The organism is Microbacterium sp. ProA8 (genome assembly GCF_039905635.1).
Lineage (GTDB): Bacteria > Actinomycetota > Actinomycetes > Actinomycetales > Microbacteriaceae > Microbacterium > Microbacterium chionoecetis.
This window is the reverse complement of record NZ_CP157000.1, coordinates 290,669-313,602: the sequence shown is the minus strand read 5'-3', so window position 1 is coordinate 313,602 and position 22,934 is coordinate 290,669. Positions and strand designations below refer to the sequence as shown.

General features: G+C 72.4%; 15 protein-coding genes and 1 pseudogene. 5 read left to right on the top strand and 11 right to left on the bottom strand.

The genetic code is table 11. The features are described 5' to 3' along the window. The first annotated feature begins 214 nt into the window (after positions 1 to 214). Together ABG085_RS01385 and ABG085_RS01380 are read left to right on the top strand one after the other, a co-directional pair. Positions 215 to 2,026, top strand: a complete 1,812-nt coding sequence (locus tag ABG085_RS01385; protein WP_347977662.1) for an aldehyde dehydrogenase family protein — start codon at positions 215 to 217, stop codon at positions 2,024 to 2,026. After that, positions 2,023 to 3,702 (top strand): GMC family oxidoreductase N-terminal domain-containing protein, encoded by a 1,680-nt coding sequence (locus ABG085_RS01380; RefSeq protein WP_347977661.1) that lies wholly within the window; start codon positions 2,023 to 2,025, stop codon positions 3,700 to 3,702. The genes ABG085_RS01385 and ABG085_RS01380 overlap by 4 nt, the downstream gene beginning before the upstream one ends. Before the next feature lie 425 nt (positions 3,703 to 4,127). Here the strand turns inward: ABG085_RS01380 and ABG085_RS01375 are convergent, their stop codons facing one another. From ABG085_RS01375 to ABG085_RS01365, 3 genes and pseudogenes are all read right to left on the bottom strand, one after another. Then, positions 4,128 to 5,690, bottom strand: a complete 1,563-nt coding sequence (locus tag ABG085_RS01375) for a DEAD/DEAH box helicase (RefSeq protein WP_347977660.1) — start codon at positions 5,688 to 5,690, stop codon at positions 4,128 to 4,130. Between the two features lie 938 nt (positions 5,691 to 6,628). After that, positions 6,629 to 7,597: pseudogene (gene pip, locus ABG085_RS01370) on the bottom strand (prolyl aminopeptidase); the annotation flags it as partial. Further along, positions 7,594 to 8,463: a neutral zinc metallopeptidase gene (locus ABG085_RS01365; protein WP_347977659.1), complete on the bottom strand. Its 870-nt coding sequence runs from the start codon at positions 8,461 to 8,463 to the stop codon at positions 7,594 to 7,596. The pseudogene pip and the gene ABG085_RS01365, both read right to left, overlap by 4 nt. 92 nt (positions 8,464 to 8,555) lie before the next feature. On the opposite strand from ABG085_RS01365, the gene ABG085_RS01360 reads away from it, so the two are divergent. From ABG085_RS01360 to ABG085_RS01350, 3 genes are all read left to right on the top strand, one after another. After that, a complete protein-coding gene (locus tag ABG085_RS01360) occupies positions 8,556 to 9,578 on the top strand; it encodes a malate dehydrogenase (RefSeq protein ID WP_347977658.1) in 1,023 nt (340 codons plus the stop codon). Positions 9,579 to 9,636: 58 nt separating this feature from the next. Beyond that, a complete protein-coding gene (locus ABG085_RS01355) occupies positions 9,637 to 11,481 on the top strand; it encodes a sodium:proton antiporter (protein ID WP_347977657.1) in 1,845 nt (614 codons plus the stop codon). Positions 11,482 to 11,581: 100 nt separating this feature from the next. Next, positions 11,582 to 12,073, top strand: coding sequence for a recombinase family protein (locus ABG085_RS01350; protein WP_347977656.1), 492 nt, complete (start codon positions 11,582 to 11,584; stop codon positions 12,071 to 12,073). Positions 12,074 to 12,118: 45 nt separating this feature from the next. Here ABG085_RS01350 and ABG085_RS01345 read toward each other — a convergent pair whose 3' ends face one another. Genes ABG085_RS01345 through ABG085_RS01310 form a run of 8 tightly spaced genes read right to left on the bottom strand, consistent with a single transcriptional unit; the run spans position 12,119 to position 22,905 of the window. Beyond that, positions 12,119 to 12,871 carry a hypothetical protein gene (locus ABG085_RS01345; RefSeq protein ID WP_347977655.1) on the bottom strand — a complete coding sequence of 251 codons (753 nt, stop codon included), beginning with the start codon at positions 12,869 to 12,871 and terminating at the stop codon, positions 12,119 to 12,121. Further along, on the bottom strand, positions 12,868 to 14,574 hold the full coding sequence (locus ABG085_RS01340) for a serine/threonine-protein kinase (RefSeq protein WP_347977654.1): 1,707 nt from the start codon (positions 14,572 to 14,574) through the stop codon (positions 12,868 to 12,870). The genes ABG085_RS01345 and ABG085_RS01340 overlap by 4 nt, the downstream gene beginning before the upstream one ends. Beyond that, a complete protein-coding gene (locus ABG085_RS01335) occupies positions 14,571 to 15,968 on the bottom strand; it encodes an FHA domain-containing protein (RefSeq protein WP_347977653.1) in 1,398 nt (465 codons plus the stop codon). Before ABG085_RS01335 ends, ABG085_RS01340 begins: the two co-directional genes overlap by 4 nt. Next, a complete protein-coding gene (locus ABG085_RS01330) occupies positions 15,968 to 16,822 on the bottom strand; it encodes a protein phosphatase 2C domain-containing protein (protein WP_347977652.1) in 855 nt (284 codons plus the stop codon). Before ABG085_RS01330 ends, ABG085_RS01335 begins: the two co-directional genes overlap by 1 nt. Next, positions 16,822 to 18,162 (bottom strand): RDD family protein, encoded by a 1,341-nt coding sequence (locus ABG085_RS01325; RefSeq protein WP_347977651.1) that lies wholly within the window; start codon positions 18,160 to 18,162, stop codon positions 16,822 to 16,824. The genes ABG085_RS01330 and ABG085_RS01325 overlap by 1 nt, the downstream gene beginning before the upstream one ends. Beyond that, positions 18,159 to 20,675, bottom strand: coding sequence for a transglutaminase-like domain-containing protein (locus ABG085_RS01320; RefSeq protein ID WP_347977650.1), 2,517 nt, complete (start codon positions 20,673 to 20,675; stop codon positions 18,159 to 18,161). The genes ABG085_RS01325 and ABG085_RS01320 overlap by 4 nt, the downstream gene beginning before the upstream one ends. After that, entirely contained in the window at positions 20,672 to 21,934 is a 1,263-nt protein-coding gene (locus ABG085_RS01315; protein WP_347977649.1) for a DUF58 domain-containing protein, read from the bottom strand. The genes ABG085_RS01320 and ABG085_RS01315 overlap by 4 nt, the downstream gene beginning before the upstream one ends. Continuing rightward, complete coding sequence (locus tag ABG085_RS01310; protein ID WP_347977648.1) at positions 21,934 to 22,905, bottom strand: MoxR family ATPase; 972 nt, start codon at positions 22,903 to 22,905, stop codon at positions 21,934 to 21,936. Before ABG085_RS01310 ends, ABG085_RS01315 begins: the two co-directional genes overlap by 1 nt. Positions 22,906 to 22,934 lie beyond the last annotated feature (29 nt).

Sequence of the window (22,934 nt, the reverse complement as noted above, 5' to 3'; positions counted from 1 at the left end):
GAGCACGACAGCGGAGGCACAGGATCGGAGAGTCTCGCCGACACGCCGCGACGCGGAGTCGGGTCGCGCAGAACCTCCGACGCTGTGCGCGCACCCATGGCATCGAGTCGCACCGAGCATGACACCGCGTGCCGCGTGCCGCGGGCGGTGACGTAAGATGCCCGGGACGGACTCACCCGACCCGGGTTCCCGGCGCGAGTTCGAAGGAGAACCCATGTCACCCACGTCGTCGACGACGCCGGCCACGCCCCGGAAGACGCCTGCGAAGCGGCCGAAGGCCCCTGTCGGCCGTGCCTCCGATGGCGGGCTGCCGGACGAGGAGCGTGCCGCCCTCGACGACGCGATCACCCGGCTCGAGGAGGGCACGCGCCTGTGGGTCGCGCTCACCCTCGACCAGCGGGCGCGGCTGCTCGGCCGCGTGCGGGACGCCGTGGGCGCGGTCGCCGAGGAGTGGGCCGACACCGCCACGATCTCGAAGGGGCTCGAGCCGGGGGATCCGTACTCGGCAGAGGAATGGCTCGGCGGGCCCTACGCCGTCATCGGACTGCTCGACGCGCTCCGCGAGACCCTCGAGGCCCTCGCGACGGGCCGGAGCCCGCTCGACGGCGTGACGATCGACCCCGCGCCGGGCGGGCGCCTGCGTGCGCACACGTTCCCGCTGAACGGCACCGAGAAGTTCCTGCTGTCGGGGTTCAGCGGCGAGGTCTGGTTCGAGCCCGGCGTGACCGCCGATCAGGCGCGCCACGAGGCCGGGCTGGCGCAGCGGGCGCCGACCGAATCCGGCGGCATCGGACTGGTGCTCGGTGCGGGCAACGTCACCTCGATCCCCGTCGCCGACGTGCTGTACGAGCTGTTCGCGCACAACCGCGTCGCCCTGCTGAAGGTCAACCCGACGCAGGACGCCCTCATCCCGGTGTTCGAGCGCGCGCTGGCACCGCTCATCGAGCCGGGGCTGGTGCGCATCGTGCGCGGCGGCGCCGCAACGGGCGCGCACCTGACATCGCACCCGCGCATCGCGCACGTCCACATCACCGGCTCTGCCCCGACATTCGACGCGATCGTGTGGGGCACCGGCACGGACGCCGCCCGCGCGGCCGGCGAGCCGCGACTGAAGGTGCCCATCACCGCCGAGTTGGGCGGGGTCTCGCCGATCATCGTGGTGCCCGGCGAATGGTCGGCCGCCGACCTGAAGTACCAGGCCCAGCACGTCGCGACGATGCGGCTCGTGAACGCCGGACACAACTGCATCGCCGGTCAGGTCGTGATCCTGAGCTCGGACTGGCCGCAGCGGGCCGAGTTCCTGCAGGCACTGCACACGGCCTACGCCGCCGCACCCGAGCGCCCGGTCTGGTACCCCCGCAGCGACGAGCGACTCGAGGCCGCGGCATCCGCCTATCCGGACGCCGTCTGGTCGGCCGACCGCACCCGCGCGATCGTCGAGGTGGGCCGCGGGGGCGGGCCCGACCCCGTCGAGTCGGTCGAGTACTTCGCGCCGATCCTCGGGGTCGCGGAGCTCGCCGGCACCGGGCAGGAGTTCCTCGACGCGGCGGTGGCGCACGCCAACGAGAGGCTGACCGGCACGCTCGGCGCCAACGTGCTCATCGACCCCGCCACCGAGCAGGCGCTCGGCGACGGCTTCGAGCGCGCGATCGCCGACCTGCGCTACGGCGACATCGCGATCAACACCTGGACCGCCTTCAACTTCCTCACCGCCCGCCTGACGTGGGGCGGGTACCCCGGCGCGACGCCGGCCGACGTGTCGAGCGGCATCGGCGTCGTGCACAACGCGCTCCTCCTCGACCGCGTCGAGCGGTCGGTGGGTCGCGGGCCGTTCCGTCCCTTCCCGCGCTCCGTGGGCGATACGCTCCGGCTGCGGCGCCGGGCTCAGGGAACGATCCTGCCGACGCCGCCGTGGTTCGTGAGCTCTCGCACCGGTGCGGAGGTGAGCGCCGGACTCACGCGCTACCTCGTCGACGGCAAGGTGCCCGGGTTGGTCAAGACGCTCGCCAAAGCGATGCAGGCGTGAGGCGGCGGGTCGCCCGCGGGCGCGCTGGTGCGTCCGCGTCGGCCGGCTTCGGCGCCGACGGGTGGGAGGCCGACTACGTCGTCGTCGGTGCGGGATCGTCGGGCGCCGCCGTCGCGGCGCGACTGAGCGAGGACCCCGCCGTCTCGGTGCTGCTGCTCGAGGCGGGGGGACCCGACCGCTCGATCCGGCTGCACGTGCCTGCGGCGTTCTCCAAGCTCTTCCGCGGACCGTACGACTGGAACTACGACACCGTCCCCCAGCCCGCCCTCGAGGGTCGCACGGTGTACTGGCCGCGCGGCAAGACGCTGGGCGGGTCGTCGTCGCTCAACGCCATGATGTGGGTGCGGGGCTTCGCCGCCGACTACGACGAGTGGGCGGATGCCGCCGGCCCGATCTGGTCGTGGGACGCCCTGGTCCCCTACTTCCGACGTGTGGAGCGCACGGCCGATCCGGCCGACGGCTCGCAGGGCACCCACGGACCCCAGCCCGTCGAGCACCAGCGGGATCCCCGGTCTCAGACGGCCGCGTTCCTGACGGCGGCGCAGCAGGCGGGGCATCCTGTCACCCCCGCGAATCTGCCGACCGGGCAGGGCTTCTCGCAGACGATGGTGAGCGAGAGCCGCGGTGCGCGCGCCTCGACCGCCGACGTGTACCTGCGGCCCGCGAAGGGGCGCTCGAACCTCCGGGTCATGACGGGCGCGTACGTCCGGCGCGTCACCTTCGATTCCGGCTCCCCCGCGCCGCGTGCGACGGGCGTGTACGTCGACATCGACGGGATCACCCGCCACGTCCGCGCACGGCGCGAGGTCGTGCTGTCGGGCGGTGCGATCAACACGCCGCAGCTGCTCATGCTGAGCGGCATCGGCCCGGCCGAGCACCTCGCCGAGCACGGGATCGACGCCGTGGTGGAGGCCCCCGACGTCGGCGCCAACCTGCAGGACCACCTCGTCGCGGGCCTCGCACCGGCCGCGCACAGCAGCACCCTGCACGACGCCGAGAGGCCGGCCGAAGTCGTACGGTATCTGACGAAGCGGACGGGGATGCTGACCTCCAACGTCGCCGAGGCCTACGGGTTCGTCCGCACCGAGGTCGCCGATCGCGCCGGCGCACCCGAGGGGCTGCCCGACATCGAGATCATCTTCGCCCCGGTGCCGTACGTGGGCGAGGGGCTCATCCCGACGCCCGCGCACGGCCTCACGATCGGCGCGATCCTGCTGCGCCCGCGCAGCCGCGGCACGATCCGGCTCGCGTCGGCCGACCCGGCCGCGCCGCCGCTCATCGATCCGGCGTACCTGTCGGATCCCGACGGCGTGGACGCCGAGACGATGCTCGCCGGACTCGCCGAGTGCGAGCGTCTCATCGACACCGAGGCGCTGCGCGCGGTCACGACCGGCGGCTGGGTACAGCCCCCTGACGGCGACAGCATGACGCCCGCCGAGCGCGCCGAGATGTCGCTGCGCCGCTACTCGCACACGCTCTACCACCCGGTCGGCACGGCGCGGATGGGGACGGATGCCGCCTCCGTCGTCGACCCGGAACTCCGCGTCCGCGGCGTCACGGGCCTGCGCGTGGTCGACGCCTCGGTGATGCCCACGGTGATCCGCGGCCACACGAACGCTCCGGCCATCGTGATCGGCGAGGTCGCCGCCGACCTCATCCTCGGCCGCCGGGTCTGACCCGCCTTCGTCGTCCTGGCAGCCGACGTTCCCGCGGTCGGGCCGCCTCAGGGACCATCCGGCGCGGTACGCACTCCGCACATTTCTGGCGAGTCGCCATAGCTGCGCACAATGCCTGGAGAACCTGGCGACTCACCGTCGGTAGCGCAGCTCCGCCCCCGGACGGTCGGTCCGACGACGCGTGCGAGTCGCCAAGAACCGCACACGGCAGGCGCGGATCCTGGCGACTCGCCAGAATGCGCGGTGGCAGGGGTGGGCGAGGTGGGCGAGGTGGGCAAGGTGGGCAAGGTGGGCGAGGTGGGCAAGGCGCGCGGCGGCGGGCGGCGGCGGGCCGCGGTGGGCGCAGAGCTCCCCGTCGAGCGTCCGGATGCGAAAACGCCCCGACGCACGAGGCGTCGGGGCGTTTCGGGAAGCGATGCGAGAGGTCAGCGACCGCTGCGGCGGTTGGTGCCGTTCGGGCGGACGACCGAGCCGACCATCAGCTTGCCGGTGCCGTTCGACGTCGCGCGGCGGCCCTGCGTACGCGGGTTGCCCGCGGGCTGCGCCGAACGCGAGTGACCGGCGCTCTGGTCGCTGCGCTGGTGGGTGGCGCGGTCCTGCGTCGTGGCGGCATCGCGGCCACGACCGGCGCCCTGGCCCCGGCCTGCGCCCTGCGCGCCGGATCCGCCCTGGCCCGAGCCACGGCGGCCGGCACCGGAGCGCGACGAGCCCTCGGCACCCTGGCGGCCGTCGCGTGCGGCGCGCTTGCGCTGCGCGTTGGCGCCCTGGCTGGTGCCGCGGGGCGTCTCGACGACCGGGACGGGCTTGACGTACGCGGCGACCTGGCCGACGAGCGCGGTGACCGCGGGCGAGGCGGCCGTCACGGGCACGGGCTCGACCGAGATCGCGGCCTTGCGCAGCAGCTGCGAGACGTCGCGCTTCTGCTCGGGCAGCACGAGCGTGACCACGGCGCCCTCGGCGCCCGCGCGAGCGGTGCGGCCCGAACGGTGCAGGTACGCCTTGTGCTCGGTGGGCGGATCCACGTGGATGACGAGCTCGACGTCGTCGACGTGCACACCGCGGGCTGCGACATCCGTCGCCACGAGCACCTTGACGCTGCCCGACGAGAACGCCGCCAGGTTGCGGTCGCGCGCCGCCTGCGACAGGTTGCCGTGCAGGTCGACGGACGGGATGCCCTCGCCGGTGAGCTGCTTGGCGAGCTTCTTCGCCTGGTGCTTGGTGCGCATGAACAGGATGCGGCGGCCGGTGCCGGATGCGAGCGCCTTGACGACGTCCTTCTTGGCGTCGGCGTCGGCGAGCGTGAAGACGTGGTGCGTCATCGCGGCGACGGGCGAGTGCGCCTCGTCGACGGAGTGGAGCACCTCGTTCTGCAGGAAGCGGTTGACGAGCTTGTCGACCCCGTTGTCGAGGGTCGCGCTGAACAGGAGGCGCTGGCCGCCGGCCGGCGTCGCGTTCAGGATGCGGGTGACACCCGGCAGGAAGCCGAGGTCGGCCATGTGGTCGGCCTCGTCGATGACGGTGACCTCGACGGCGTCGAGGTGCACGTAGCCCTGCTTCATGAGGTCCTCGAGGCGGCCGGGGCACGCCACGATGATGTCGACGCCGGCGTTCAGCGCCTGCACCTGGCGGTTCTGGTTCACGCCGCCGAAGATGGTGGTCGTGGTGAGGCCGTAGGCCTTGGCCAGCGGCGCGAGGACAGCGTCGATCTGCGTCGCGAGCTCGCGCGTGGGGGCGAGGACGAGGCCGAGCGGCCGGCCCTTGCGGCGGTTGCCGCCGGCGAGCTTGCCGCCGAGGCGCGCGGCCATCGGGATGGAGAAGGCGAGCGTCTTGCCCGAGCCGGTCTTGCCGCGGCCCAGCACGTCGCGGCCGGCGAGCGTGTCGGGGAGCGTGTCGATCTGGATCGGGAACGCGGTGGTCTTGCCGTCCGCGGCGAGCGCGTCGACGAGGGGCTGCGGCACGCCGAGCGCGCCGAAAGTGGTTTCAGTCATGAGGGGATTTCTCCGGGCACACAGATGCCCTGTCGGTGGCCGGGGCGGATTTCGCCCACGGGTCGCCGTACGAAAGTCATCACCGGCATCGCGCGGCTGAGTCGGGCGGCGGCGGGAGGGGAAGCGTTCTACGACGCAAGAAGCGCGTGAAGCGCTGCAAGATGATCCACCCTAGCAGGGTGCGGCTGGGCGTTCTCCGCGTGCGGTCGGCGAGCGAGGGGGACGACGCCGCACGCCGTTGCCCGGTCGTTGAGCGACGGGAGAACGCCGCACGCCCTGCCCGGTCGTTGAGCGAGCGAGGAACGTGGTCGTTGAGCGAGCTTGCGAGTCGAAACGCAGAAACGAAACGCCCGCACCCGGCGCAGACGAGCGGTTCGGCGCGTTTCGTCTCGGTCGCTGGCGCTCCCTCGCTCAACGACCGGGTCGCGCGGTTCCTGCGCACGCGGGGCGCTGCTGTGTGCGGGGAGAGACGTCCGCGCTCAGGGGCGACGAGCCCGGCGCGGCGAGCGGTATGCGTTGCGGGCACCGCTGACATCAGACTCAGCCCCGTCGGACTCGTGCTGCGAGATTTCCGTCCCGTCCGACTCGGGCTGTGAGACTTCCGCCCCGTCGGACTCCGGCTGCGAAGTTTCGGCCGCCTCGGGCGCGGACGGCGAGGCTTCCGCCCCGTCGGACTCCGGCTGCGAAGTTTCGGCCGCCTCGGGCTCGGACGGCGAGGCTTCCGCCCCGTCAGGCTCGTCGTCTGCACCCCCGTCCGAGACCTCTCTCGCGGCTCGTGACTCGGCTCCTTCGGCAGCGTCCGGAGCCTCGTCGTCGTTCGACTGCTCCCGCGACACGGATGCTTCGGCCGACTCGTCCTCGTGTCGGACGGAGTCCTCGCCCTCGTTGCTCGGCCCGGACTCCTCGTCCGCCGCGGCGCCCTCGACCGCCTCGCCGGCCTCGGCGAACCGGTCGGTCGCGGCGCGGAGCGCGGCCGCGATGCCCGGCTCGGACGCCGCGTGCGCGGCATCCGGGATCATCGTGAAGTCCGCCTCCGGCCACGCGCGGTGCAGGTCCCACGCAGTCATCGCCGGCGTGCACACGTCGTAGCGGCCCTGCACGATGACGGCGGGGATGTGGCGGATGCGATCGACCCCGGCGATGAGCTGCTCCGGCGTGAACCAGCCGCCGTGCAGGAAGTAGTGGTTCTCGATGCGCGCGAACGCCACCGCTGCGCGAGGCTCGGACATCGCCTCGACGAGCTCGGGGTCGGGTAGGAGGGTCAGGTTCGCGGCCTCCCAGCGCGACCACGCGACCGCGGCCGGCACGTGCACGGCGGGATCGGGGTCGGCGAGGCGCCGGTGATAGGCCTGCATGAGCTTCGACCGCTCGAGGATCGGGATGGGTGCGATGAAGTCCTCCCAGAGATCCGGGACGACGGATGCCGCACCGCCCTCGTAGAACCACTCCAGCTCGTGGCGGCGCAGCGTGAAGATGCCGCGCAGCACGAGCTCGGTCACCGCCTGCGGGTGCGCCTGCGCGTAGGCGAGCGCGAGGGCGCTCCCCCACGAACCGCCGAACACCTGCCAGGTCGAGATGCCGAGGTTCTTGCGCAGCAGCTCGAGGTCGGCGACGAGGTGCCACGTGGTGTTGTGGCGGAGGTCGGCGTGCGGCTCGCTCGCGTGCGGGGTCGAGCGACCGGATCCGCGCTGGTCGAGCAGGACGATGCGGTACCGCTCGGGGTCGAAGAAGCGGCGGTGCCAGGGCGATGTGCCCGCGCCCGGACCGCCGTGCAGGAACACCACCGGCTTGCCCTCGGGGTTGCCGCTCTGCTCGTACGCGATGCGATGGCCCTCGCCGGCGATGAGCAGGCCGGTGTCGTAGGGCTCGATGGGCGGGTAGAGGATGGCGTCGAGGTGCTCGTTCATAGGCTTCCCCCGGAGACACCGAAGGTGTCGCACGCGGAGACACCACCCCGGTACCCCTCCTCGAACCAGCGCTGACGCTGCTCGCTGGAGCCGTGCGTCCAGGACTCGGGGTTCACCACGCCGCCGGTCTGCTGCTGGATGTGGTCGTCGCCGACGACGCCTGCCGCGTTGATCGCGTCGGCGATCTGCTGCTGGGTAGGCTCCTGCAGATACGGCACGCCGTTCTCGTCGACCTGTTCGGTCATGTCGCCCACCCACGCGCCGGCGAAGCAGTCGGCCTGCAGCTCGGTGCGCACGCCGTTGCTGTCAGGTCCGGTGCCGTTGTTGGGATGCTGCTCCATGATGCCCGCGATGTGCTGCACGTGGTGCCCGTACTCGTGGGCGAGCACGTAGAGCTGGGCGAGGTCGCCCGCGGACGCGTCGAACTGCTGACGCAGCAGCCCGAAGAACGTCGGGTCGATGTAGACGGTCTCTTCGGGCGGGCAGTAGAACGGACCGGTCTGGTTGGATGCCGTGCCGCACGCCGTTCCCGTCTGACCGTCCACGATCACGAGCTGGGGCGCGCGATACCCCTGCATCTGCTCGGTCCAGTACTCGTCGAGCACCAGGCTCCCGGCGGCGAGCCGGCAGTCGTCGTTGGTGTTCGCATCGGCGCCCGTCTCGCACTGCGCGATCTCGGACTCCTCGCCCGCGCCCGCCTGCGGCGCCGTGGGAATGATGCCCGACAGGTCCTGTCCGGTGAACAGCTGGAACAGAAGTACGGCGATCGCGCCGATGCCGGCGATGCCACCGCCCGCCACCGCCGCGCCCGCTCCTCGACGCCGCGCCGTGTTCCCCCCGACGTTGGCGTTCTCATTGAACGTCATGCCTGTCACGGTACCCCGAACGCCTGATCGCACACAGGAACGCCACATATTCGCGCTGATTGCGTACAATGCCGCGGGCATAGGCTCATGGCATGGCGAGCGAACCCACGACCGTGACCATCACCGGCGGCGGCGGGCAGATCGGCTACGCGCTGATGTTCCGCATCGCGGCGGGCGACATGCTCGGGCCGGACCGTCCGGTTCGGCTGCGACTGCTCGAGATCCCGCAGGGCATGCGGGCAGCCGAGGGCGCCGCGCTCGAGCTGCAGGACTGCGCGTTCCCGCTGCTGGTCGACGTCGACGTGACCGACGACCCGCTGACCGCCTTCAACGGCACCCGCATCGCGATGCTCGTCGGCGCCCGGCCGCGGACGGCCGGCATGGAGCGCGGCGACCTGCTCGCGGCGAACGCCGGCATCTTCGGCCCCCAGGGCAAGGCGATCGGCGCCGTGGCGGACGAGGACGTGCGCGTGGTCGTGGTGGGCAATCCCGCCAACACGAACGCGCTCATCGCGGCGGCATCCGCTGCTCCTCAGCTGCCCGCCGACCGCTTCAGCGCGCTCACGCGCCTCGACCACAACCGCGCCGTGGGCCAGCTCGCCGAGACCCTGCAGGTCGGGCCTGTGGCCATTGCGGACGTCATCGTGTGGGGAAATCACTCCGCGACCCAGTTTCCCGACGTCTCTCACGCGATCCTCGAAGACGGGATGCCGGTGCTCGAGGCGCTGGCCGAGCGGCTGGGTGGCCGCGAGGCGGCGACGGCGTGGCTCGACGACGTCTTCATCCCCCGGGTCGCGAAGCGCGGCGCCGAGATCATCGAGGTGCGCGGCTCGTCGTCGGTGGCCTCGGCGGCGAACGCCGCGATCGACCACGTGCGCGACGAGCAGCTCGGGTCCGGTCGCGGGGTGACCTCTGCCGCCGTCGTGTCGCGCGGCGAATACGGGGTGCCCGAAGGGCTGGTGTGCTCCTTCCCGGTGACCTCGCGCGGCGACGGCCATGGCTACCGTGTCGTCGAAGGGCTCGACCTCGACGTTCGCGCGCAGCGCCGGCTCGCGGCATCCGTCGAAGAACTCGTCGCCGAGCGCGACGCGGTGCGGGAACTCGGCGTGCTCTAGCCGTCGCCACCCCGCACCCCGCGAATCGGCGTGGAAGGCCGTCACTAGGCTCTGAGGCGTGGAAGTGCTGATCGTCGTCATCGTCGCGATCCTCGTCATCGCGCTCGCGACGGCGGTGGCGCCGAAGCTCGGGATCGCGGGGCCGTTGATCCTGCTGCTCGTCGGGGCCGCGGTGAGCGTCCTGCCGTTCGTGGAGATCCCCGAGATCGACCCCGAGTGGATCCTGGTGGGCGTTCTCCCGCCGTTGCTGTACTCGGCTGCCGTCTCCCTGCCGGCGATCGAGTTCCGCCGCGACTTCGGTCCGATCGCGGGGCTGTCGTTCCTCCTCGTCATCGTCAGCTCGATCGTGCTGGGCCTCTTCTTCATGGCCGTGATCCCCGGCATCCAGCCCGCCATCGCCGTCGCCCTGGGCGCGATCCTCAGTCCGACGGATGCCGTCGCCACCTCCATCGTGAAGCGCCTGGGTGTCTCGCGGCGCGTCGTGACGATGCTCGAGGGAGAGAGCCTGCTCAACGACGCCACGGCGCTGGTGCTGCTGCGCACGATGATCACCTCGGTCGCCGTCGCCACCACCGTCGTCGGCGATGCCGGTGTGGGGGCCGGGTTCATCCCCGCCTTCGCCTGGGGCGTCCTCGTCGCGGCGGTGGTCGGCGCGATCGTCGGCCTGCTCAACCTGCGCCTGCGGGCGCTCATCAAGAACTCGGCCGCGAACACGGCCGTCGGATTCGTGGTGCCCTTCATCGCGTACATCCCGACCGAGGAGCTCGGCGGGTCGGGCCTCGTCGCGGCGGTCGTCGCCGGCATCGTGACCGGCCAGGGGGCGGCTCGGTGGTTCTCACCCGAGCAGCGCCGCTCGGACGAGCACAACTGGCGGACCATCGAACTCGTGCTGGAGGGCGCCGTCTTCCTGGTCATGGGCCTCGAGCTCAACGAGATCGTGACCCAGAACATCGAGGACCACAACGGGCTCGGCACCGGGCTCGCGATCGCGGCCGCCGCCCTCGCGATCCTGATCGGGGTGCGAGCGGCCTATGTCTCCCTCCTCGTCTGGCTGCAGAGCCGGCGGGCGCGCGGCCGTCAGCGCAGCCGGCTCGAGGCGATGTCGGCACGCATCGACGAGATCGCGTCGGGCGAGGTCCCGCCGGCAAGCTCCGCCGCCGAGGCGACGGAGCAGGCGGTCGCCACGTCCGCTTCCGGCGGCGGCGCCCGGCCACCGGCATCCCGCCGCCGTCGCAACCGGCGCGATGAGGTGAGCTTCGACAGCCCACGGGCGCAGCGGCGTCTCGCGTCGATGCGTGCGCGGATCGCGCGGGCGCTGAACGACCTGGACTACTACCAGGCGTCGCCGCTCGGCTGGAAGCACGGCGCGATCATCGTCTGGGCCGGCATGCGCGGCGTCGTGACGCTCGCCGCCGCGCAGACCCTGCCCCGGGACGAGACCGGCGACCGGGCGCTGCTCGTCTTCATCGCGTTCGCCGTCGCTGCGGGGAGCCTCATGCTGCAGGGCTTCACCCTGCCGTGGGTCGTGCGGCTGCTGCGGCTCGACCGGCCCGGCGAGGACAGCCTCGACAAGGCCGAGCAGTCCGCCCTCGACGACGAGCTGCGCGACGCGGCCGCGACAGCACTATCGGACCCGGCGCTGCGCCGCCGGGACGGCACCGCGTTCCCGGGCGAACTCGTCGCCGTCGTCGGCAGCCGGATGGTCGACCCGCCCGACGACCGCGACGACCTGCCGACGCGGGATCTGCTCGAGCTGCGCGTCGCGATGATCGAGGCGATGCGCGCGCGGCTGAACGAGCTGTCGTCGGGCGGGGGCTACAGCACGCCGGCGCTGCGCCACGCGCTCGCCGAGCTCGACGCCGACCAGCTCAGCGTCGAGCTGCGCCTCGACGATGAGGACTGACGACGAGGACCGACGACGGGGCGCGCTGCCTCCGGGGCATCGCACCGGCGGCGCGGCGACGGCTGGATGAGAGAATGATGAGTGAGCGAAGGGGCCTCACATGAGCGAGACGACGAAGACGCCGGGAGCCGGCCACACGCACGCGGTGGCGACTCCGGGGTCGATCGGCGCCGACACAGCGCCCCTGCACCTGCCGCACCCGGCGGCGGAGTGCCCCAAGTGCTTCACCGAGCTTCAGCAGAACCGCAACTGGTGGCAGGCCCAGCCCGCCGGATCACGGCTGGTTGGACTCGTCATCTCTCGCGACGACATGCCTTCGGTGGTCGAGCAGCGCAACGACCTCACGCGGTTCGGGGTGCCGATCGAGGGCTTCCGTCACCCCGCTCCCGAGACGCTCGAGTCGTGGGAGGAACGTCTGGTGCGCCTGTTCGGCACACTGGGGCGCGGCGATGTGCTCGTCGTCGCGAACGTGCACGCGCTCGGCCGCGACATCGACGAGGAGACCCGCACGGTCGCCGAGCTGCACCGCCGGGGCGTGGTCGTCAAGGTCGTCAGCCACGGCGGCCGCCACCTCTACGACGCCGGACGCTGACCTCGCGCGACGGCGGTCGGCACCGCCGGCGCGCTCATCCGGTGCTCAGCCGTCTTCGTCGGTGCGGGCGTCGCGTTCGCCGCTGAGCGAGTTCGCGCGTTCCTCGTCGAGGAGCGGCAGATCGTCACGCGTGACCAGGCGCGCCGCAAGCGCGTGCTCGACGAGCCGCACCCGGCGATTGGTGGCGTAGGACCGGACGCCGCCCCGCATGCCCGGGACCCCGATGCGGTCGAGCTTGTCGCACACGTTGTCGAGCTTGCGGTTGAACCGGGTCAGCGTCCACCCCAGCCGCTCGGCAGCCTGCGCCGACGTGGGCAGCTCGCTCATGCCGGTCCCCTCCCGCCGCAGCACCGGCTCGGCGAGCGCGAGGATCATGACGCGCTGGCTCTGGGTGAGCGGCACGTCTCCGATCGTGCTCAGCCCGTCGTCGTCGGGCGCCGGCTGCGTGTCGCGGAACGTCGGCTCTGCGGCGTGGATGGTGAGCTCGTAGGTCGTCGGCCCCGCGCTGAAGATGACGGATGTCGCCGCGAAGACCAGCGGCAGGCGTGCGCCCGGGGCGAGCCAGGCCTGCACGCGCCCACCGGTGTCGGTGACGGTCGCCGAGAGGCGCGAGCCCACGTTGGACAGCAGCCAGAGTCCCTCGACGTTCTGGATGGTGAGGAAGTTGCGGTGCAGGAACAGGTTGTCATCGATCGCGAGATCGCCCTCACGTCCGACCGTGAACACCGCGTCGGGCGGAACCGAGAACTCCTCTCCGGCGAACTCGACCCTCAGCGTGTCGGCAACGGCAGCGGTCATGGCGCGCACCCCCGGCTCGGCGTCTGCTGGTACTGGCCGTTCTCGCGCACGAGAGTGACGTCGATGCAGGTCTGCCCCGACGCCACGGCAGGAACGACGATCTCGGCGGTGTCCACGGGCTGCGCCTCGGTGGTGGGGTCGCTCGCCGAGACCGGTTCGACGATATAGCTGTCGCCGTCCTGCGGGTCGGGATTCGTCCAGGTGAAGCGCACACCGCCCTCGACGGCGGCACCTGCCACGTCTTCCACGGGCGGCACGACCATCGCGATCGGATCCTGCGGCTTCGACGAGGCGGAGGGGGTCGGCGGATCCTGCGACGTGCCCGATAGCAGACCGGGGAGCGACACTCCGATGATCACGGCGACGATCACCAGGGCACCGGCGCCGAGCCCGATCCACAGTCCGGTGCGGCGACGCGGCGGCGCGACCTGGTCGGCGTCGGCTGCGCCGGCGTCATCGGCGCCGGGGGTGAACATCCCCGGCACGGTGGCCGCAGCTCCGTGCTCGTGGATTGCGCCCCGAGCCACGGTCGTGGCGTCGGTGGGCGCGAAGCCGGTGGTCGCGGGCGCACGAAGCACCGTCTCGTCGAACGACGCCGGCTGGTGGGGCAGCCCGCGGAGCTGCGTCTGTTCGTACGTCGACGCCGGCGTCACCGACCGTGCGACGGTCTCGGCGTCGACGGGCGCCGGTTCGAACCGCGACGCCGCCGGGGCGGTGACCGCCGACGGACGCGTCATGCCGGCTGCCGGAGTCGTCTCGGGATTGATGCTGACGACGCCCCGCACGCGCGTGAGCCCGTCGTCCTCGTCCTCCTCGATGTCGTCCGGAAGCTGATCGTCGAGGATGTCGATCGGCGTCACGGAGTGCGACAACTCGATCTGCACGGTCTGCAGCGCGCGCGCGAACGCCAGCGCGCTCTCGTAGCGATCGGCGGGCGACTTGGCCATCGCCCGCTCGAGCGCCCGCTGCAGCGACACCGGCACGTCGGCGCGGCCGAGAGGCGGCAGCGCGAGCGTCTCGATGCGGTGGATGAGCTCGGCCGCCGAGTTGCGCTGACCCGGCAGCTCGAACGGCGACCGGCCGGCGAGGAGCGTGTAGACGGTCGCTCCGAGCGCCCACACGTCGGAGCGCGGGTCGCTGCGCGGCACATCGGCGAACGACTCCGGCGGCGACCACGGAATCGACAGGCCTGCCGACTCGGCCGCGGCATTCGTCGTCGATGCGATGCCGAAGTCGGTGAGCGCCGGACGGTTGTACTCGGTGACCAGGATGTTCGCGGGCTTGATGTCGCGGTGGAGCACCCCGGCGCGGTGGGCGGTCTCGACCGCGGCGGCGACCTGCACGCCGACGCGGAGCGATTCGGCGATCGAGAACGGTTCGCGCCGGTAGCGCACCTGCAGGTTCGGGCGTGGGCAGTACTCCATCACGAGGTACGGGCGCCCGTCCTGCGCGACGCCGGCCTGGTAGATCGTGACGATCGCCGGGTGCGTCGAGAGCATCGCCATGACGTTGGCCTCGGCGGTGAACTCCTCGACCGAGCCGCTCGACATGCGCTCCGTGAGCAGCACCTTGACGGCCACACGCCTCTTGGGAAGCTGCTGCTCGTAGAGGTACACGTCGGCGAAGCCGCCGGACCCGAGCAGGTCGACGTAGGTGAAGCCCGGCAGATCGGGCGGCGCCATCGGCGCGCGCTTGGGACTCACGACATCCCTTCGATCGCGACCGTGATGCCGTCGCCGAGATCCAGCACGTCTCCCGGGACCACCACCGTGCCCTCACCGGGATGCAGTCGCACGGGGTCCGTTCCCGGACGCAGCAACGTGGTGCCGTTGGTGGTGCGCAGATCCGTGGCGACGATGCTCTCGCCTTCGGCCCGCAGTTCGACGTGGCTGCGCGAGATGTCCTGCTGCGGGCTGTCGACGGCGACGAGGTGCGGCAGGTCGGTGCCGCTCACGCGCGTCGAGCGCGGGCGGCGCCCGATCACGACGGTGCGGTCGAGCGGGATCACCTGCCCGGTCGACATCCGCACGCGGCCCGGCGCGGGCGGGCGCGGCGGAGCGAGCGGGTCGAGGGGAGCATCCACGGAGGGTGCCGGGTCCGAATCCGCGACGCCTGATGCCGCCGCGCGCAGCGCGCGCGCCTGGGCGAGCGAGATCGTCGCGCCGTCGTGATCGCCCGCGACGGGCGGGCCGGGCGGCGGAGGAGGCGGCGTCGGAGACTCCTGCCGCTGAGCGGCGTCGTCGGCGGTGCGGATCACGGTGGCGCTGATGAGCTCGTCGAAACCGACCGCGCCGGCGGCGCCGGTGCCGTCCTCCTCTTCCTCGTCCTCGTCCATCAACCAGGCATCGAATCCGGTCCGTGTCGGCGCGACGTCGTCCGGAGAGAGCGCCGAGTCGGACGGCAGGAGCGTCTCTGCGTCGGCGAGCGACGGCACGGAGTCGATGAGCCCTCCGGGAGGCGCGGCTATCGCGGGGGCCGGAGACGCGGCGGCACGCGGTGCCACGGGAACCGGGGAGGTCGGCTCGGCACCGGGGGTCGCAGGGCGGGCGTCGGAGGCGTTCTCGCCGGCAGCCGGGGTCTCCGGGGCCGAAGCGGCGGCCGGGACGGCGACGGGCTCCGGGCGCTTCGCCAGCACCGGTGCGGCCGACGAGCGCGGGGTCGCGGCATCCCACACGATTCCGCCGGCCAGCACGATGCCGTCGGCGATCTCCCACTCCGCGGGCGACGATGCGCCCGGCTCGGACGTCGTCAACGCCACGCGCACGACCGCGGGGATCACCCTCTCGGTCCACGTCGTCACGCCGGTGCCCGTGATCCGCTCGGGCGTGGCCGCGTCCACCTCGAAGGCGAAATCGCCGCGCACGGCGATGCGGATGCCGTCAGCCTCGGGGAGCGCCACCGCGAAGGCCGGGATCGCCGTCAGCGACGCGCCGTAGGCCCCCGTGAGCGCCTCGATGACGCCGCCCAGACCGCGCCCCTCGGCGACGAGGCTGCGGATGCGCCCGAGGAGCGCTGCCGAGGTTCCCGGTTCGAGCACCGCGAAACCGCGCGGCGTGACCGCGATCGGCGTCGTTCCCGGGGCGTACAGCGTCGGCATCAGAATCCTCCTGTGGCGACCGCACGCGGCAGCGTGTCGCCGTCGATGTCGGCGGCCGGATCCGCGGGGGCGCTCACCGGCACCGTATCGCGTTCCCACGTCCGGTTCGCACGCGTGCGCACCGCGAGCGCGTCGACGACCAGCGCCGTGATGTTGTCGCGACCGCCGCGCACCATCGCCTCGTGCACGAGCCGCGTCGCCGCCGCCTGCGGGTCGGTCTCGGTGAGCAGGATGGCGTGGAGCGCGTCGCGATCCAGCTCTCCGGAGAGGCCGTCCGAGCAGACCAGGATGCGGTCGCCCTCCTCTGCCGGGAACAGCCAGTAGTCCGGTTCGGAATCGCTTCCCGCACCTATGGCGCGGGTGATGACGTTGCGGCGCGAGTCCCGCTCGGCCGCATCGGCGGCGAGCTGCCCGCTGTCCACAAGCTCCTGCACCACGGAGTGGTCAACGCTCACCTGCTCGAACCGCCCCTCGCTGAGGCGGTAGGTGCGCGAGTCGCCGACGTTGATGGCGAGCCAGTAGCCCTCGCCGTCCACATCGGCGATCACGACGCCGGCGAGGGTGGTGCCGGCTCCCGCACCGGCGCCGGGCGGCAGCATCGCGACGCGGCGGCGCGAGGCCGTCACGGCCGTCTGCACCTCGTCGATGGTGAGGCTCTCGCGGCCCGCGAGCGGCGCGAACTCACCGATGACCGCCGCACTGGCGATCTCGCCCGCATTGTGACCGCCCATGCCATCCGCCACGAGGAACAGCGGCGCGGCGGCGATGTAGGCGTCCTCGTTGATGCGGCGCCGCAGTCCCGCATCGGTCGCCGCTCCGCACGCGACCGCGATCGGCGCCGTCGGATGGGTCATCACGCGACGCTCACGGCGACACGCCGGTCGCCGAACTCGAAGGTGTCGCCGGCACGCACGTTCGTCCGCACGCCGGGCGACAGCGGGATCCGCGCGCCGTCGCGCACGAGCGTGGTGCCGTTGGTCGAGTGGCGGTCGACAATCCACGCGCCGGTGGAGTCGCCGCCGATCTCGAAATGCGTCTTCGAGAGCGACAGCGTCTCATCGCGCACGGGGATCGAGACGGCACCGTGCTCGTTCGCGGGGTTGCGACCGTAGAGCGTGCGCCCGTACACGGCCATCCGCGTCCCGTCGTCCCAGGTGAGGACGGCCAGCACCGGAGCCTCGTCGTACAGCGCGGCGCGCTGCGCGGGCGGCGGCACCACCACGCGGGTCTCATCCAGGTCGTCCGTCGACGACGCGAAGGCGACGGATGCCGGGGCCACGACCGACGCCAGGGGCCGTGCCGGTGCCGCCGAAGGGGCGACGACCGACGCGACGGCGGCGAACGGCCGCGCGGGCGCCGCGACCGGAGCCGGAGCGGCGGATGCGGCCGGTCCGAACAGCGCGGCGAGAGGCTCCGTGGTCGTCGCGGCCGGGAACGGCATCGTCATGCTCGGGAAGTCATCGGTCTGCGCGGCACGCGTGAACGGCCCGTCGCCGGTCACCCACGGCACGCCGTCGATCACCCCGGGGCGGATGGGTGCGATGGGGCGCGTAGCCGGAGCCGGACCGGCCACCGCGGGCGGCGCTTCTGCCGGCGCCGACGCGGCCGAGACCAGGAAGTCGGGCATCGGCGCCGTGTAAGGCGGCGGCGGAAGCGGCGTGCGAACCGCCGCCAGGTAGGGATTCTCGGCCACGAGCGCGGTCGCGGAGACGTGAGATGCCGCCTGGCCGGTCCGGATGTCGAGGACCATCGATCGCGATGCCATGTCGTGCCACCCCTGGCGGCGACCGCTGGAGTCGAACAGCGGCGAGAAGTAGCCGATGACGATCGACCCCGCGAGCCCGAAGACGATGTTGCGCCAGACCGCGCGCCAGAACCCGATCCGATCGTGCGTGTCCACGTCCTGCAGCTGGAGTCCGAGGGCGCGCTGCCCGATCGAACCGCGCCCGCCCTGCATGGCCGAGTACACCAGCCACCAGGCGAGCAGCGCACCGCTGACCACGAGGGAGGCGAGGACGACGGCCACCGCGAGGCTCGCCGAGTCACCCGTGCCGCCGACGCCGAGCACGACGGGAACCGCGACACCGACCAGCGCGGCCGCGATGCCGTAGGCGACCCCGAGGTCGATCGCGAACGCCCCCACACGGCGTCCGATGGTCGCCGCGGGGGCGGCGACGTGCGGGCTGGCGGTCATTCGGTCTCCTGCGGGGGATGGACGGGTTCTGCGGCGCGGCTTGCGCGCGTGCGGCGAGGCGCACGCTTCGACGGCGAGGCGTCGGACGCCTCCGGCTCGGCGGCCGTGCCCTTCGCCGCAGGCTTCGCGGCCCGGGGCGGAGGCGTGAGGCGTGCCGGCAGAGCGAAGCGGGTGCCTTCCAGCAGCGATCGGATGCTGAGCCGCGCGCGCAGCCGCTGCCACAGCGACCGCTCCTTGCCCATGCCGCCGACGATCTCGTCGACGTGCGTCCAGAACGCCTCGATGTCGTCGGGCGTCGGCTCGGTCGGACCGAAGACCTCGAGATCCGCCCGGGTCGCCAGCGTCGCGACGCGTGGTTCGGCGAGCGCCGCGGTGAGCACGCCCGCTTCCTCCTGGCGCGTCGCACCGGGACGAACCGGGGCGCCATAGTCCGTCGCGCGGTCGACGAGCTCGTCCCAGCCGCCGCTGATGCGGTCGGACGCGCGCTCCGCGTCGCGACGCTGGCGCCGACGGGCGGCCTTCAGCGCCCCGATCACGATGAACGGTGCGAGCAGGACCGCGACGAGACCCAGTACGCCGACGCCGATCGACACGATGGTCCACAGCAGGCCCAGGTCGAGGCCGTCCTCGTCCTCCGACCCGCGGTCGTCTGCGACGGTCGGCGGCAGGTCGACGGGCTCGGCCGGCGGCGGCGGCGGCTGCAGCACCTGGGGCTTCGGGTCGGCCTTCGGCTTGGTCGTCTGGTCGCTCGGAACCTGGTCATCGGGCGGCGTCGGGTCGAACGGCACCCAGCCGGCGTCGTCGAACGCGACCTCGACCCACGCGTGCAGGTTGTCGCCCGTCGCGGTGAAGACCGGTTCGCCGGCGGCGTCCTCTTCGGGGTAGAAACCCATGACGACGCGGGCGGGGATGCCCACCTGTGCGGCGAGGAGCGCCATTGCGGTGGCGTACTGCTCGTCGTCGCCCACCATCTGCTGCGAGCCGAGCAGCGTCGCGATCCGCTCGGCGCCGTGACCGGCACGCGAAAGCGGCTGACCGGCGAGGCCGTGGCTGAAGTAGCCGCCCTCCGACAGCATCAGCTGCAGAGCGCGGACCTGCTCGACGGGGGTCGTCGCCTCGGCGACGGTCTTCGATGCGATCTCGGCGAGGCTCTCGGGCACGCCCTCCTGCTTCGGCATCTTCAGCGGCGCGAACGCCTGGTCGCCGAGCTGCTCGTCGCTCGGGACCTCGGGGATCACCGCGTCGATCGTGTAGGCGTCGCCCTTTTCGAGACCGACCGTCACGACGCCCGTCTGCGTCGCCTCGTTGTAATGCGCGGTGCGTCGCAGGTCGTCGGCCCGGTCGCCGTCGAACGTGACGCTGCGGGCGGCGCCGGCATCCGGCATCCACACGCTCTCCAGGGCGCCGATCTCGACGTGCACCTGTGCTTCGGTGCCCTCGGCATCGGCGGACATGTTGGTACGCGCGGGCGAGAACGCGCTCGAGGACCCGCTGCCCTCGTCCGAGACGTTGTAGACGGTGCCGTTGTAGGCGTCCATGGTGGCCAGGCGCACACGCGCCCCCTCGGGCAGGCCGCTGACCGTGAAGAGCGCGTCCTCCGGGTAGTCGCGGACATAGGCGCGGAACGACTGCAGCGGGCTTGCGAACTCGCGGATGTCGAACGGTGGGATCACGACGTCGCGCAGGACGTAGCGGGGAGATGTCGGTGCCGCGAACCCGCTCGTGGCGATGCCGATGACCGCGGCGACGGCGATGACCGCCGCACCCGACAGCACCCGGCGGATGCCTGCACCCGAGCCGGCCGAGCCTTCGCCGACCGAGATCGCCGCGGCTTGCGGCTGCCAGGCCTGGCGCAGGGCCAGCCACACCACGGCGACGAGCCCGAACACGATGCCCTGGACGACCGGCACGAACGGCTCGGAGGTGCCCAGCGCGATCTCGATCGCGAGAAACGCGGCCGCGGGGATCAGCGACCACGCCGCGCTGCGCAGCCGCAGCGCGAGCGACGTCGTCAGCACGGCCGCGACCAGCGTGAGGATGAACGGCACGATCAGGTGGCCGTCGTCCGTCGCGACCGGCGCGATCGTGGTGAGCAACTGCTTCCACGACATGAAAGTGCCGAGGGCGAGCAGGCGCAGGGTCTCGAGCGTCGGCACGACGCCGGCGACCGTGGTGTTCGGCAGCGCGAGAGCGCCGCCGAACAGGAAGTAGGCGATGACGGTGGCACCCGTCAGGAGGAGGATGCCCCACCGGAACAGCGTGCCCAGGACGCCGAGCGCCATGCCGAGCACAAGCCCGCCGAGGGCCGCGACCAGATAGCGCGCACCGTCGAACGTCGGCCAGAAGCCCACGACGGGGATGAGGAGCAGCAGCGTCACGGCGCCGAGATCCAGGATCCATCGGCGGAGCGCGAGGGACTCGCCCGCAGCACGCGCCGCGGGGACGCGCGGTGCCGCGGAACGCGTCGTCGGGGCGGATCCCGCACGCGACAGCGGGGTGACGGGGGCGGTCATGCGAGGACCTTCCGCAGCGCGATGGGCAGCTGCTCGAGCGCGCCGAGCGTCACGACGTCCGCCTCGCCGATACGGCGCAGCGACGGGGCGGCCTCGCCGGGAGAAGCGACCACCGCGAGGACGCGCGCGCCGAACGGAAGGCGGCTGCAGGCGCTGCGCAGGTCGTTCGCGTCGACCCGGCTGCCGCACACGAGCACCACGACGCTCGCGAGGGGAAGGGTCGCCGCCACCACGCCGGCGAGGTCGACGACCGTGCCCGCGCGCGGCTTGGACTGACCGAGCGCTGAGAGGGAGTCGAGGAACTGCTTGCCCGTGCCGGACGGGAGGGCCCGCTCCTGCACCCGCACCTCGACCCGGTGCGAGTCGCGGAGTGCCCGCAGGCCGAGCGAGCCGGCGGCGGAGATCGCCAGCTCGAACTCCGCGTCGTCGCGATAGTCGGCGGGGCTCGTCGAGAGGCCGATCACGAAGTGCGAGCGGCGCGTCTCCTCATACTGACGCACCATCATGTGGCCGGTGCGCGCGGTCGACTTCCAGTGCACGTGGCGCAGGTCGTCGCCCGGCTGATACTCGCGGAGAGCGTGGAACGACACGTCGTCGGGCGAGAGGTCGGTCGCGGGAAGGCCCTCGAGGTCGCGCAGGAACCCGAGCGACTGGCCGTCGAACAGCACGGTGCGCGGGTGGACGAACAGGTCGACGGGCTCGTCACGACGGTGCACGCGCTCGAACAGGCCGAGAGGATCGCCGCGCACGACGCTGACGGGCCCGACCTTGACGACCGCGCGGCGCGACGTGGGGATCGCGAACAGCTCCTCCGCGGATTCGCCGGCCGCCAGCCGCTGTACGTCGAAGACGCCGCGACCGGCGCCGACCGGCAGCAGCACGCGGGACGGCAGGATGGCGCGCGCGCCGGTGTTCGAGAGGGTCAGCGCGCCGATGGCGCGCTCCCCCACGACGACGCGCGTGCGGTTGAGGTCGAGCGAGACGTCGTAGGCGGTGCGTCCGATGAGGAACAGCAGGCACAGCAGCAGCACGACCGCGATGGAGACGGCCGCGACCGTCAGCTCCCACCAGCCGAGCGACCGCCCGGCGATCCACAGCACGACGGCGCCGGCGAGAAGCACCCAGGCGGCGGGGCGCACGACCGCGAACACGCGTGCGAGCACGGCGCCGACGCGGCGCAGTGCGTCCAGCGCCAGCTGCCCGTACCAGGCGCGACGGTCCTCCGTGACCGCCGCCTGCCCGAGTGCCTCCGTCGTCATCAGGCCGCGGACCTCGCCTGCGGTGCGGCGATCGACTCGAGGACGCGCGCGACGACGGTCTCGGCCGACGTGCCCGCGAACTCCGCCTCGGGGTCGAGCACGATGCGGTGGGTCCACACCGGCGCGACGAGCGCCTTGACGTCGTCGGGCAGGACGAAGTGACGCCCCTGCGCGGCGGCGTACACCTTGGCGATGCGGATCATCGCGAGCGAACCGCGCACCGAGACGCCCACGCGGGTGGCCTGGTCGTCACGGGTCGCCTCGGCCAGCTGCGCCGTGTAGCGCAGGACGGCGGGGTCGACGTGCACGGTGCCGGCGAGGTCGGCCATGTCGGCGACGGCGCCGGTCGTGATGATGGCGGGAAGGTGCGCCGACGGGTTGCGGTCTGCGGCGCCGGCGAGGATGCGCTCGGCCACCGCCAGGTCGGGGTAGCCGATGGAGGTCTTGATCAGGAACCGGTCGAGCTGGGCCTCGGGCAGCTTGTACGTGCCTGCCTGCTCGATGGGGTTCTGGGTCGCGATGACGAGGAACGGACGGCCGACGTCGTGCGTGACGCCGTCGACCGTGATCCGCGACTCCTCCATGACCTCCAGCAGCGCCGACTGGGTCTTCGGCGAGGCGCGGTTGATCTCGTCGGCGAGCACGATCGAGGCGAACACGGGGCCGCGGTGGAACTCGAAGCGGTGCGACGCCTGGTCGTAGATCGTCACGCCGGTCACGTCGGAGGGCAGCAGGTCGGGCGTGAACTGGATGCGGCTGCTGGTGCCCTGCACCGTCGCCGCGAGCGCCTTGGCGAGGCTCGTCTTGCCCGTGCCCGGAGCATCCTCCAGCAGCACATGGCCTTCCGCGAGCATCGCCGACAGCACGAGCGCCACGACCTCGCGCTTGCCCATGAGGGCCTGGTCGACGTTGTCGACCAGTCGGGCGAAGGTGCCCTGGAACCAGGCCGCCTGTTCGGGGGTCATCGTCATCGTGATTCGTTCCTTTTCATGAGTCGTCT

Coding starts and splice junctions, on each gene's coding strand:
- ABG085_RS01385 (WP_347977662.1), top strand. CDS start 215: ATGTCACCCACGTCGTCGACGACGCCGGCCACGCCCCGGAAGACGCCT.
- ABG085_RS01375 (WP_347977660.1), bottom strand. CDS start 5,690: ATGACTGAAACCACTTTCGGCGCGCTCGGCGTGCCGCAGCCCCTCGTC.
- ABG085_RS01365 (WP_347977659.1), bottom strand. CDS start 8,463: ATGACGTTCAATGAGAACGCCAACGTCGGGGGGAACACGGCGCGGCGT.
- ABG085_RS01360 (WP_347977658.1), top strand. CDS start 8,556: ATGGCGAGCGAACCCACGACCGTGACCATCACCGGCGGCGGCGGGCAG.
- ABG085_RS01350 (WP_347977656.1), top strand. CDS start 11,582: ATGAGCGAGACGACGAAGACGCCGGGAGCCGGCCACACGCACGCGGTG.
- ABG085_RS01345 (WP_347977655.1), bottom strand. CDS start 12,871: ATGACCGCTGCCGTTGCCGACACGCTGAGGGTCGAGTTCGCCGGAGAG.
- ABG085_RS01335 (WP_347977653.1), bottom strand. CDS start 15,968: ATGCCGACGCTGTACGCCCCGGGAACGACGCCGATCGCGGTCACGCCG.
- ABG085_RS01330 (WP_347977652.1), bottom strand. CDS start 16,822: ATGACCCATCCGACGGCGCCGATCGCGGTCGCGTGCGGAGCGGCGACC.
- ABG085_RS01325 (WP_347977651.1), bottom strand. CDS start 18,162: ATGACCGCCAGCCCGCACGTCGCCGCCCCCGCGGCGACCATCGGACGC.
- ABG085_RS01320 (WP_347977650.1), bottom strand. CDS start 20,675: ATGACCGCCCCCGTCACCCCGCTGTCGCGTGCGGGATCCGCCCCGACG.
- ABG085_RS01315 (WP_347977649.1), bottom strand. CDS start 21,934: ATGACGACGGAGGCACTCGGGCAGGCGGCGGTCACGGAGGACCGTCGC.
- ABG085_RS01310 (WP_347977648.1), bottom strand. CDS start 22,905: ATGACGATGACCCCCGAACAGGCGGCCTGGTTCCAGGGCACCTTCGCC.